Source organism: Acidaminococcus sp. BV3L6, assembly GCF_000468835.1.
Taxonomy (GTDB): domain Bacteria; phylum Bacillota; class Negativicutes; order Acidaminococcales; family Acidaminococcaceae; genus Acidaminococcus; species Acidaminococcus intestini.
Map to the genome: position 1 here is coordinate 22,322 of NZ_AWUR01000015.1, position 12,114 is coordinate 34,435.

Sequence of the window (12,114 nt, forward strand, 5' to 3'; positions counted from 1 at the left end):
TTTTTATCAGGCTGTCGACATCCTATCTATTACTATCGTAGGGGATGGATGGGGCTTGATGTCAATTACAGAATTATCTAAAATCAAGAAAAAGATGGAGTTGACTCCACCTTTTTTTCGAAGAAACTATGCAAAAAAAGCAGGGGCCTGATACAATAATTACTGAAACGGAAGATATGGAAAACCTTACGGGAGGAATCAGTATGAAAATAGGTGATTTTTCACGTTCTGTCGGCGTGAGTGTCGATACCATCCGCTATTATATTTCCTTGGGCTTATTGATTCCTAACAGCCAAGGTGCGCAGCTGTCTTTTGGTATACGAGAACAAAATGATATGGAAATAATCTTAAAAATGAAGCACCTCTATTTCTCCCTTCATGAAATCCATGAATATTTGGATATCCATAGAATGAATAATATGGTGGAGGAAGAGAGCTTAACAGATGTCAAGCGACTCCTTGCAGGTAAATTGGAAGAACTCAAGAAAAAGAGAGCAGAGCTGCAGTTTGCTGAAAATGAAATTGCAGATTTGTTGGGGAAAATTGGAAAGCCCGACTGCGAAAAACTCAGGACAGGGGCTCCTCTTTTCTCTTTGTCCTTGCTTTCATGTCCTCATTGCGGCCGATCCTTTACCTTGACAGATGCTGTTCTCGATCATCGTTATATCTATCAGGGAAGACTGCAATGTGCCTGTGGCTGTGAAATGCAGATCCAGGAGGGAATCATCCAAACGGGGAATGTGTACAAAGGTGATTATGATCGACCTGATCTCCAGCGGAGAATCTATTATGATATCAATGAGAATCTCGCCACTCATCTGCAAAAATGCTCCGATTATATTGTTTCAAGGATGAAAGGCCGGGCCATTAAAGGAAAGGTTGTATTAGAGGGCCATATCAACGGGTACTTTTTTCTATACACGAATCTGAAGGATCTTGATCCAGATTGTCTGTACATCTTGATTGACAAATATCCGGAAGTATTGAAAATGTACAAATCCAATTTGGAGCAGCTTCATTTGGAACGAAATATCCTTTATATTGCCGATGCAAGTACCACGCCGCCACTAAAAAAAGGAAGTGTCGACCTATTGATCAGTTTTACAGGAGACAATGAACACAGTTTGTATTTCCGTTCTTCCTATATTGCTGATTGTGAACCTTATTTGAGTCCTTCTGCCCATGTATTGGGAGCAAAGCTGGAATATGATTCACGAGCCCTTAGTTTGAAGCGGATTCGTCAAAGCTATCCGGAAGGAAATGGAAACGGCTATTGTCGGGGCATGACCTGCAATGCTTATGAAAAACTGGGGTTTCGATGGCAGGAACAAGCCATTGGAGAGATGGAAGTCATCCGGAAAAAATTCGCCTATCGTAATCATGTGGATGGGGAAAAATTACAGATTAGTTGTTTTCATGCATCCAGGGATCCATCTTTTAAAAAGTGAATCATTAGGATTGCTCATTTTCCCTAAATAAAAAGGATCGTTGGAAAAATGTCCAACGATCCTTTTTATTTAGGGATCCAATTTCTTTTTGCCGTGAAGTGTCCGAGCCTTTTCAAGGGGAAGATTATAATTAGGTGATGCGATATCAAGGGAAGAGTCACTTTCTGGCGCGTTTTCGATACCAAGAAGTGTCACCATAAAATTATAGAGAAGGTCATTGGTCCACCAGCAGTCCTTATGGGATTGAAGAACCTGCCATAAAAGAGGCCTCTCTTTTCGGCTTTCCGATGAAAGATGGACAACAAAAGGAATATGGGTCATGATGGGTTCATATTGAGTGGCGTTGTGACCGATGCCTTTACGGCTGTCCTCACCATGGTCGGAGAAGTAGACTAGGCCACGAAAATCTTGCATTTTCTTTAATTTAACATAGAGTTGTTTCAGGAACTGGTCCGTATAAAGGATGGTGTTGTCATAGGTATCGATATGATTGTTGCCCCCAGAAAAATAGGTTTCATTTTTTGGATATCGATCTTCATAAGAAGCATGGCTCCCCATCACGTGAAAAACAATAAGAGTAGGATGAGCGCTATCGACAATCGGTACATGATCCAACAGGGCCTTGTCATAATAAGTGGAACCCACTCCTTTTCCCGCACGGCCATTGATAAACACTTGGTGATCTGCTGTTCCGGCCATTTCTGATGTGGGTGTGTCCCATGCTCCATATTTTCGCTGGTTGCTGATCCAATAGGTCTCATATCCTGCTTTTTTAGCTATTTCAATCAAGGAATATGCTTTTTGTAAAGGAATATTGTTGTATTGATTCTTTTGACTTAACGCATAGGTGAGAACGGGGACGGTATGCGTATGATTGGAAAATGCTTTAGAAAAAAGCAGGGTTCCTGGGTCTTTTTTGAAGCTTTCCAGAAATGGTGTTGTGTGGCGTTTGTATCCATAGCTTTCCATATGATCCCTTGTGGCTGACTCACCAATGACAAGGACATAGAGGCCTTTTGCTTTAGGTGAAACAGAAAGGCCTTTCAATTGTTCTAGGCGGTCAAGCCGTTCATTACGTGATTTCTCGTAATGACTGTAGTCAGCAAGAATTTCTTTTGTCTCTTTCATGGCTACAAAAAAGGAGTAACTTTTTGCTTTTACGGGAAAGATGATAAGGCATAAAGTAAGAAATACGATCAGTTTAACAGGAAAGTCGGGCCTCTTTTTTGAAAGAACCTGTTGCCGGAGTTTTAAGAGATCATGGCCTAAGGCACCGAGCAGAGAAAAAAGGAGAAGGCTTCCGACCAGAGCTGCGGAAGGAAGACTCTTGATATAAGCTAAGGCTTCTTCCTCATTTGTTTGAAAGAGTGTCAGCATAATATCTGAAGAAAGTGCCTTCCCACCGCTGATCAAAAGATAAACCAATGTGGGCAAGGGAAAAACAATTGCGGATATGAATAAGAATCTGGAAATGCAAGTGATTATTTTCTTGTAGGATGTATGCTCTGCAAGACATTCCAAAAGAAGACTTCCTCCATAGCCAAAAAGAACCAGACCGGAGGCAAGGACGGCGTCACGAGGAAAAAGAGTGCTTTGGGGGTTCTGCGAAAGCACAAGGATTGGACTTTCATAGAGAAGGAAAAGGACGGTCCAACTTTTTAGAAAGGCTGTAGAAAAGTTCATCATATACCCTAGCAAGGCAAAGAAAAGCGATTCAAAAAGGACTAACTTATAGGATTGAGAAAGAGGCTGCCCGAGAAAATATTCAAAAAGAAAGAATAAAATAGCATAAGAAGAAAAAGCAAGCAGGAAATGATTCTGGGATTGGGAGAAATGAATTTGAAAAGAACGCACGGCTAGACCTCCATCTTGGTTATAAATTCATGCAATAATAAGATAAAACTAGAAAAAATTGTAATAAATATAACGCCTTATATCATACAACTTTTTTTGCTTTTAGTGGGGAGATAAAATGGACAGAAATAGATATTAGGCAAAAAAGGGCGACTTTTCCAGATAAAAGGGCGGAAAAAGGGATGGAAAATGAGATGCCGCTTATGTTTTCCTTAAAATATGGTATAATGCGGCGTATGAGCATGAAACTGAAGGAGTGATTTTCATGAGCAAAAAAATTCGAATTGGTCTTGTGAGCAGGACTTTGACCTTACGGGACGAGGTACCTACTTACCAAAAGGCACCCTACGTGCCACGGGATATTGTGACCATTCTGGGTGAACTGGGCGCGCTTCCCATTGTTTTTCCCGATGTGGAAGGCGCTAGTGGAAAGGATTATGTGGACCTTGCCGACGCACTTTTTCTTCCCGGCGGACAGGATGTGGACCCGACCCTTTTTGGAGAAGAACCGACGTGGAAAGTGGGCGGTGCGGATTACAAGATGGACCGCTTTGAAATCGATCTCATTCGGGCCTTTTATGAGGCAGGAAAACCCATTTTTGGCATTTGCCGCGGCATCCAGGTCCTCAATATTGCCCTTGGCGGTACGGTTTATCAAGATCTTCAGGCTGACTGCCCCAGTGCTTACATCGGCCACAGCCAAAAAGCCTACGGGGCCTATCCCGTCCACCATGTAAATGTCAAGAAAGGCAGCTTGCTCCATGCGGCCCTGGGGGATACGGCCTATGTAAACTCTCGGCATCATCAGGCCTTGAAGGATGTAGCCAAGGGTCTTGTTGTTACGGCTATGGCACCGGATGGTGTCATTGAGGGCATAGAATCAGCAGGCAGTGACCAAGTTGCTGCCGTACAGTGGCATCCGGAGAATATGTGGCGCGAGCATCCGGAAATGCGGGCTCTTTTCGAACAGTTCATTGCACGCGTTGAGAAAAGCGTGCAAAAATAAGAGAAACACAAAGATTGAGCGGGAAAATCGGTTGACACACCCCGTCCCATAGCATATAATTGTATGAGCTGTCAAATGATTTTTTGATCGATCTTGGCAAATCACCTTTGAAGTAAGGAGGGTTAATAGATGAAGAGAACGTTCCAACCTAACAACACGAGAAGAAAAAGAACTCATGGCTTCAGAGAAAGAATGAAGACTTTGGGTGGAAAACAAGTCTTGAAAAGAAGACGTGCGAAGGGCAGAAAGAGATTATCTGCATAAACTATGAGATGGGCCGCCTTTCGCGGCCTATTTTACTCTATGAGGCAGGTGCCAATCGCTTTGGAACAAGAACAAATGCCCAGAAAAAACACCTATACGCAGGCTCATCGGGTCAAGGCCCATGAGGATTTCCAAAAGATCCATGACAAGGGTCAATCCGTTGTGGATGGCTATGGCGTTTTTTATTTTCTGCCTTCTCCTCATGACCATTCCCAGCTGGGAACAGCCGTAGGGAAGAAACTGGGAAATGCGGTCTTGCGCAACAAGATCAAACGGCGGATGAGGGAAACCTTTCGTCAGCACCAGTACCGCCTTAAAAAGCCCGTTTCCATCGTCTGGGTAGCCAGACGTCGGTTGGCTCATGCACCCTTTGCTATGTATGAGACTGTGTTTTTGCGTCTGGCAAAGAAAGCCGGACTGTTATAGATCCGGAGAGGCCTATGAAAACGATCGCAATCTTCCTGATTCGTTTTTATCAGATTTGCATTTCCCCTCTTCTTGCGCCTCGCTGCAGGTTCTATCCTACGTGCTCCCAATATGCGCTGGAAGCGGTGAAAAAGTATGGTTTTCTGAAAGGAACCTATCTGGCTACGAAAAGAATACTGAAATGTCATCCCTTCCATAAGGGCGGGTATGACCCGGTACCCTGACCGCAGCAGGAGAAAAGGAGAAAAAACTTGGAATTCTTAAGTTCGTTTGTGCAGCAGGTGGTTTCTGCCATCTATGAAGCAACCCGCATGATTGGAGAGCCGAGTTACGGGCTTGCCATCATCATCATGACCATCCTCATCAAATTGCTCCTCTACCCTTTGACGAAGCGTCAAATCGCCTCAACAAAGGCTATGAGTCGCATCCAGCCTCGTATGAAGGAACTTCAGATGCGTTATCGCGATGATAAGATGAAGCTCAATGAAGAGCTGTCCAAGCTGTACAAGAAAGAAGGGGTCAATCCCCTGGCTGGATGCCTTCCCCTTGTCATCCAGATGCCAATCATGATTGGCATTTTCTACGGAATCCGTGATTTTAACTATGAAGGGCCGAGCAGCTTCCTTTGGATGCAGAGTATCGGTCAGCCCGATCCGTATTATATCCTTCCTATCCTGTCTGCTTTGACGACCTATATCCAATCTCGGCAGAGCATGCCGCCGTCCGATAATCCGACGGGGAAGGTCATGCTTTATTTCATGCCCTTGTTCATTGGCTATATCAGCTTGAAATTCCCGGCTGGTCTGGTTCTCTACTGGGTCGTGATGAACCTCATGCAGATTGGTCAGCAGTTCTTTATGGACCGGGCCGATAAGAAAGCCTAAAAGAGTAGACAATGCCAAGCGGCAAGGAGGCATGGATATGAATCGCATTGAAAAGACGGGGCGTACCGTGGACGATGCTGTCCAGGCTGCCCTCAAGGAACTCGGCGTAAGCCGTGAAGATGTCCTCATTGAGGTCCTGGAAGAAGGCAAGGATGCCCTTTTTGGACTCATCAAGCGGGACGCCAAGGTACGGGTTACTGTAAAGGAAGCGGAAAAGGCTGCGGCACCGGACTCTTTTGAAGAACAACTAGAAACGGTCCCGGAAACGCCGGAAGGACCTGCTCCGAAAGAGGAACCTGAAGTCACCGAAGCGCCTGTTTCTTCTGATGCTGAGGAAGAACGGAAAGCCGCTGCCCAAGATGCCAAGACCTTTCTGGAAACCCTTTTCAAGGCCATGGGGATGGATTTCATCATCGAAAAGTTCATCAATCGCAAGGATGGTGAAATTGAACTGAAACTCCATGGGGATGGGCTGGGTGTCCTTATTGGCAAGCATGGCCAAACGCTGGACAGTTTGCAATATTTGACAAACCTTGCAGCCAATAAAGGAAAGAAAGAATGGCACCGCATTGTCCTTGATGCCGAAAACTACCGGAAACGCCGCCGGGATACATTGGAAAAACTGGCTCACAACCTTGCCCATCGCGTCAAGCGGACGGGCCGCAAGGCGCTTCTTGAACCGATGAATCCTTATGAACGGAAGATCGTTCATGAGGCCCTGCAAAACGAGCCCGGGATCGTGACCTACAGTGAAGGCGAAGAACCTTACCGTAAAGTCGTCATCGACCTCAAATAAATCACACTTGAACGTTACGTGCTCCGGACCCTTGTTCGGAGCTTTTTTTTGGAGGAATCATGGAAGATACAATCAGTGCCATTGCGACCGCCCTGGGCGTTGGCGCCGTGGGCATCATCCGCGTCAGCGGACCGGAAAGTCTCCGTCTCGTCAATCGGATTTTTCGGGCAAAAGAACCCCTTTCCTCTTCCCGTCCCCGTTATCTGCAGTATGGTCATATCCATGACGGGAAGGGTGTCGATGTGGATGAGGTCCTGGCAGTCTATATGCCGGGCCCCCATTCCTACACGGGAGAAGACGTGGTGGAAATCCAGTGCCATGGCGGACGGGAAGCGCTGAAAGAAATCCTGCGGCTGACCTTTAGCGAAGGGGCAAGACCAGCAGAACCTGGAGAATTTACAAAACGGGCTTTTCTCAATGGCCGTCTTGACCTTACGGAAGCAGAAGCGGTCATGGATATCATCAATGCCAAGAGCCGCCGTGCCCTTGTTGCAGCCGGAAGAGGCCATAAAGGGGCCCTGTCCCGTTCCATCAGGGAAATCCGCGGCCGCCTGCGGGATTTGGTGGTCCATCTGGAAGCCATCATCGACTATCCGGAAGATGATATTGAAGACGTGACCTATGACGAAACCGAAGGTGTGCTGCAGCAGTGCTATGATGCAGTCATGCAGCTGCGCAAGAAAGGAGAGACGGGGCAGATCCTTCGCGAGGGCCTGCGGATAGCCATTGTGGGCCGCCCCAATGTTGGCAAATCAAGTCTCCTGAATCGCCTGCTCCAGACGGACCGGGCCATCGTTTCCAATATCCCCGGCACGACGCGGGACATCATTGAAGAGCAGATGACCCTTGACGGGATCCCCTTAGTACTGACCGATACGGCAGGTCTGCGGGATACAGAAGACTATGTGGAGCAGATTGGTGTAAAACGCAGCCGCGCCATTTTGGAAGACGCGGAACTGGTCCTTGTCGTCTTGGACAGCGCAAGTCCCCTCACGGACGAAGACCGGAAACTCCTTGCAGCGGTCAAGAACCGTCCCCATCTGGTGCTCCTCAATAAAAGTGACCTTGCACCGGCCCTTTCGCGGGAGGAAGTGGAAGCTCTTTCGGGCGGCGACGTCCTTTCTCTTTCCGTTAAAGATGGTGCTGGAATGGATCAGGTTGGAATCCATCTCCGTCATTTTGTCATGGGCGAAGGATCCGATGCCGAAATGGGACTGATGACCCAAAATGCCCGTCAGGGAATGCTGCTTGAACAGGCAGCCCATCATCTTGCAGAGACGCTTCGCGATGCGCGGGCCCATCTCCCCTACGACTGCCTCACGATTGACCTGACCCAGGTTCTTCATGAGCTGGGCGAAATTACGGGTGATGATGTGCCTGAGGAAATCATCAATGAGATCTTTGCACAGTTCTGCGTCGGAAAATAGGACACGGTAGAGGAGGATAAAAAGTAGCATGATCGTTGTGGATCATTATGATGTTGTTGTCGTAGGTGCGGGCCATGCTGGCTGCGAAGCAGCCCTAGCGGCAGCTCGGATGGGAAAAAAGACCCTCCTTGCGACCCTTTCCATGGATAATATTGCCCTCATGCCCTGCAATCCGTCTGTAGGGGGACCGGCCAAAGGCCATTTGGTGAGGGAAATCGATGCCTTGGGTGGGCAAATGGGGATTGCGGCTGATGAAGCCTGCATCCAGATGCGCATGCTCAATACAGGCAAGGGTTATGCTGTCCAGGCGCTCCGGGCCCAGGCAGATAAGCCGCTCTACCATACCATTATGAAGGAAGTCGTGGAAAACACAGAAAACCTCGACGTCAAGCAGCTCATGATCGATGAGCTCCTTGTTCGCGGTGGTGCTGTAGAAGGTATCGTTGCTGAAACAGGGGAAGTCTTTGAAGCTCCCTGCGTCATCCTTGCCACAGGGACCTATTTAAGGGGGCGTATCCTATATGGGGAAGTTGCCTATATGGCAGGCCCTAATGGGCAGCGTTCAGCCATGAAACTGACCGATTCCCTCGTGAAAGCCGGGCTTACGCTCATGCGCTTCAAGACAGGTACACCGGCTCGTGTGGACCGTCGGACCATTGATTTTTCGCGGACCGAGCCGCAGTACGGTGATGAAGCGGTGCGGAATTTCTCCTTTATCAGCCCTATTACGGAACGTCAGCAGGTTCCTTGTTACTTGACCTATACCAACCCCCGGACCCATCAGATCATTCGTGACAACCTTGACCGGAGCTGCATGTTCAACGGAACCATCGAAGGTGTAGGCCCTCGCTACTGCCCGAGCATTGAAGCAAAAATCGTCCGTTTTGCCGATAAGAGCCGTCATCAGCTTTTTTTGGAACCGGAAGGGCTCAGGACCAATGAAATCTATGTCCAGGGCATGAGCTCCTCTCTCCCCGCCGAAATCCAGGTTGCTTTCATGCAGACCATTCCGGGTCTGGAGCACTGCAAGATGATGCGGGCTGGATATGCGATTGAGTATGACTGCCTCGATCCCCTGCAGCTTACGGCAAGCCTCGAACATAAAGCCATCAAGGGGCTCTTTAGCTGCGGGCAGGCAAACGGCACGAGTGGCTACGAAGAAGCAGCGGCCCAGGGCCTTATGGCAGGCATCAACGCCGCCTTGAAGCTTGATCACCGGCCGCCTTTCATTTTGGGACGGAGCGATGCCTATATTGGTGTCCTCATTGATGACCTCGTGACGAAAGGAACGACGGAACCGTACCGCATGATGACAAGCCGTGCCGAGTACCGCCTGCTTCTGCGGCAGGATAATGCCGATCTGCGCCTGACGCAGAAAGGCCGCAATGTGGGCCTTGTCAAGGACGACCGCTATACTGCCTTTACGAAGAAACGGGACGAAATCGAACGGGCACTTTTTGCCCTTTCGAAAAAGAACTTGGCCCCGTCGGAAGAAAATCAGCAAAAGATTATGGCTATGGGCTCCGTGCCCTTAAAGAGCTCTATCAACATGATGGAACTTTTGCGCCGTCCGGAAATTACCTACGAAAAGCTCCAGCAAGCCTTTGACCTCGAACCCCTCTCCCCCGTTGCTGCAGAGGAAGTGGACGTAGAAGTCAAGTACAAGGGCTATATCGATAAGCAGAAACAGGAAGTCATGCGGGCCATGAAGCTCGAAAACCGCCTGCTCCCGGACGATATCGACTATAGTGCCCTCCATGAACTATCTTCGGAGGCAGCGGAAAAACTGGAAAAGCAGCGGCCCCTTTCCATTGGTCAGGCCAGCCGTATTTCCGGTGTTTCCCCTGCTGATATCAGCGTCCTTATGGTCTATTTGGAATCGCGGAGACGCAAAGGAGAAGAAGCATGACCTATTTGGAGACCTTGAAGCAAAGTGCCGAAGCAATTGGCCTGACCCTTTCTGACGAAGCGCTCCGGCGTTTTGAAATCTATAAGGATGAACTCCTGGAGACAAATCGCTTCCTTAACCTGACAGCCATTACAGACCCGGAAGAAGTGGCGGTAAAGCATATGGTTGATTCCCTGACTATCTATAACGAAAAGCGCTTCCATAATCGGACGATTGCCGATGTGGGAACGGGAGCGGGATTTCCAGGACTGCCTCTGAAGATCTACGATCCGACTATGCGTCTCACCCTCATCGATTCCTTGGCAAAGCGCCTTGCCTTCCTTGAGAAGGTGGCAAAGGACATGGGCCTTGGCCAGATTCGCTGTCACCATGCGCGAGCCGAAGAAGCGGGGCGGGACCCGAAGCTGCGCGAGAAATTTGATGTTGTCGTTGCCCGGGCTGTAGCGCCTATGCCCGTCCTTGCGGAATACTGCCTGCCCCTTGTGCGGGTTGGCGGCGTCTTCTACGCCATGAAGGGCAGCAAGGGCATGGAAGAAGCAGAAGAAGGCCGTCAGGCCATTTCCATCTTGGGCGGAAAGATTGTTGATATTCGCCATCTGACCCTGCCCGGCCTTGACGATAAGCGTTATATCATTACCATTGAAAAAATCCGTCCTACGGGCGAGCAGTATCCCAGACGGCCGGGTATTGCGACTAAGCGTCCACTTGCTGTGAAACCTAAATAATAAAATAGAAGATACCTTAACTGTGGACTGGACCGGAATGACTTCGGACCCAGTCCTTTTTTACTCTATCATACTGATTTATTTCTAAATTTCCCTTGAAATCGGGCTTTTAAGGAATGAGTACTAAAAAAATCCCCCATAATCATATCCTGCCATGATACAATGCGATAAATAGGGAAGGAGGATATGCAAGTTTGAAAGACAGGATGAGAGAAAGGTTGGTGAGCGTGCAAGAGACGCCGCATAATGGACAAAAAACATAAGTTTTGTCGATTCATTGGGGCCAAGATCCGCTATTACCGGATGCTGCGGGCTGTCGTGCATAACGGATTCGGTCAGGCAGACCTGGGGAGTTTGGCCCATCTTCATCCGGATACGATTTCCCGGATTGAGCGGGGAACCTATCATGACAGCATCCCTCTGTCAACGCTCATGGATATTTCCGATGCTTTGGGCATTGATGTATCGGAACTGATGACACTGACGGAAACGGAAAAAAAACTTCTTCATTGGGAAAAGGAGAACGAAGCATAAAGAATTTTAGTGGGATCCCTTGCCAGCGCGTCGATGGGAACGGCCATTGCCGGCCTCAACGATGCGGCGGCAACCAATGCCATCCTTGCTGCTGGCGGAACGGCTGACCTCGGCAGGATTGTTGCGGCCTCTGCTCTTCTTGTAGCGGACGTTTTCATGGAAAATAAGGCTGATGAAGCGATAGATGATGCCCGAAGCTTCCTCGCCGAGTCGCGGAAATTGCTAGAAGTGTGCGAGAGCCGTATTGCATTTCTTGAAACCATTGAGACGCGGGCCCAGCAGATCTGAGATATCATGGGAAAACTCGAAGTTCATTTTGAAATGGGCAGCATCAGAAATGAAACTTATCATCCGACGAGAAGGGGCGGATTGGCGGATGGATGGAGGCGAGGAAAAAAAGACTGTCGGAAAGGCAACTCTACTTGATAAGACGTTGAAAATCCTCATTGATATGCCCCTCCTTCGCGAAAACGGGACGTTGACGGAAGAATCAGGGAAAGCCATCATCAAGATTGAAGGAAATCATGCCCTTTTCCTGCAGTAAATTTAGCCTTTTCTTTGAACGTGTGGACACCATCTCTGAAGGAGCCACCCTGGATTGCAGCAATGGCGTGTTCCGCCATTATGATGAAAAGACTCATTTGTGTCTCATTCATAAAAAGCGGCCTCTCCTTTGCCGGGTCGCTGCCTATTATGATGCCCTGCAAAGTACCAAACTTTCTCGAGAGGAATGGTACTGGCTCAATGAGGAAGCCATCCGCAGGCTGCAAGAAGAAGGTACAACAAAAATGGGCCAAAGGCCCCTCCCCTACGACAAAAAGAACCGACCAGAAGGAATAAT

At 48.3% G+C, this 12,114-nt stretch carries 15 protein-coding genes; 14 read left to right on the forward strand and 1 reads right to left on the reverse strand.

The annotated features are described in order from the left end of the window. Positions 1 to 128: 128 nt before the first annotated feature. Entirely contained in the window at positions 129 to 1,448 is a 1,320-nt protein-coding gene (locus tag HMPREF1246_RS03535; protein ID WP_021736704.1) for a MerR family DNA-binding protein, read from the forward strand. Between the two features lie 69 nt (positions 1,449 to 1,517). Here the strand turns inward: HMPREF1246_RS03535 and HMPREF1246_RS03540 are convergent, their stop codons facing one another. After that, on the reverse strand, positions 1,518 to 2,969 hold the full coding sequence (locus tag HMPREF1246_RS03540; protein WP_231368216.1) for a phosphoethanolamine transferase: 1,452 nt from the start codon (positions 2,967 to 2,969) through the stop codon (positions 1,518 to 1,520). 598 nt (positions 2,970 to 3,567) lie between these two features. Between HMPREF1246_RS03540 and HMPREF1246_RS03545 the strand changes: the two genes are divergently transcribed. The 13 genes from HMPREF1246_RS03545 to HMPREF1246_RS10125 form a co-directional block, all read left to right on the forward strand. Next, entirely contained in the window at positions 3,568 to 4,308 is a 741-nt protein-coding gene (locus HMPREF1246_RS03545; protein WP_021736717.1) for a gamma-glutamyl-gamma-aminobutyrate hydrolase family protein, read from the forward strand. A gap of 129 nt (positions 4,309 to 4,437) precedes the next feature. Then, positions 4,438 to 4,572, forward strand: a complete 135-nt coding sequence (gene rpmH / locus HMPREF1246_RS03550) for a 50S ribosomal protein L34 (protein WP_009014998.1) — start codon at positions 4,438 to 4,440, stop codon at positions 4,570 to 4,572. Positions 4,573 to 4,647: 75 nt separating this feature from the next. After that, positions 4,648 to 4,998, forward strand: coding sequence for a ribonuclease P protein component (gene rnpA, locus HMPREF1246_RS03555; RefSeq protein WP_014129192.1), 351 nt, complete (start codon positions 4,648 to 4,650; stop codon positions 4,996 to 4,998). A gap of 14 nt (positions 4,999 to 5,012) precedes the next feature. Next, a complete protein-coding gene (gene yidD, locus HMPREF1246_RS03560) occupies positions 5,013 to 5,222 on the forward strand; it encodes a membrane protein insertion efficiency factor YidD (RefSeq protein ID WP_021736708.1) in 210 nt (69 codons plus the stop codon). 27 nt (positions 5,223 to 5,249) lie between these two features. Then, on the forward strand, positions 5,250 to 5,882 hold the full coding sequence (locus HMPREF1246_RS03565) for a YidC/Oxa1 family membrane protein insertase (RefSeq protein WP_009015001.1): 633 nt from the start codon (positions 5,250 to 5,252) through the stop codon (positions 5,880 to 5,882). A gap of 37 nt (positions 5,883 to 5,919) precedes the next feature. After that, positions 5,920 to 6,678: an RNA-binding cell elongation regulator Jag/EloR gene (gene jag, locus HMPREF1246_RS03570; RefSeq protein ID WP_021736703.1), complete on the forward strand. Its 759-nt coding sequence runs from the start codon at positions 5,920 to 5,922 to the stop codon at positions 6,676 to 6,678. 59 nt (positions 6,679 to 6,737) lie between these two features. Further along, a complete protein-coding gene (gene mnmE / locus HMPREF1246_RS03575) occupies positions 6,738 to 8,105 on the forward strand; it encodes a tRNA uridine-5-carboxymethylaminomethyl(34) synthesis GTPase MnmE (RefSeq protein ID WP_009015003.1) in 1,368 nt (455 codons plus the stop codon). 28 nt (positions 8,106 to 8,133) lie between these two features. After that, positions 8,134 to 10,014 (forward strand): tRNA uridine-5-carboxymethylaminomethyl(34) synthesis enzyme MnmG, encoded by a 1,881-nt coding sequence (mnmG, locus tag HMPREF1246_RS03580; RefSeq protein ID WP_009015004.1) that lies wholly within the window; start codon positions 8,134 to 8,136, stop codon positions 10,012 to 10,014. After that, positions 10,011 to 10,739 carry a 16S rRNA (guanine(527)-N(7))-methyltransferase RsmG gene (rsmG, locus tag HMPREF1246_RS03585; RefSeq protein WP_014129189.1) on the forward strand — a complete coding sequence of 243 codons (729 nt, stop codon included), beginning with the start codon at positions 10,011 to 10,013 and terminating at the stop codon, positions 10,737 to 10,739. Before mnmG ends, rsmG begins: the two co-directional genes overlap by 4 nt. Positions 10,740 to 10,985: 246 nt before the next feature. Beyond that, positions 10,986 to 11,273: a helix-turn-helix domain-containing protein gene (locus HMPREF1246_RS03590; RefSeq protein ID WP_021736713.1), complete on the forward strand. Its 288-nt coding sequence runs from the start codon at positions 10,986 to 10,988 to the stop codon at positions 11,271 to 11,273. 9 nt (positions 11,274 to 11,282) lie between these two features. Then, positions 11,283 to 11,561, forward strand: coding sequence for a hypothetical protein (locus HMPREF1246_RS03595; protein ID WP_021736714.1), 279 nt, complete (start codon positions 11,283 to 11,285; stop codon positions 11,559 to 11,561). Between the two features lie 49 nt (positions 11,562 to 11,610). Next, positions 11,611 to 11,817, forward strand: coding sequence for a hypothetical protein (locus HMPREF1246_RS03600; protein WP_016459866.1), 207 nt, complete (start codon positions 11,611 to 11,613; stop codon positions 11,815 to 11,817). After that, on the forward strand, positions 11,786 to 12,114 hold a 329-nt coding region (locus tag HMPREF1246_RS10125), incomplete at its 3' end, for a hypothetical protein (protein WP_231368217.1). The genes HMPREF1246_RS03600 and HMPREF1246_RS10125, both read left to right, overlap by 32 nt.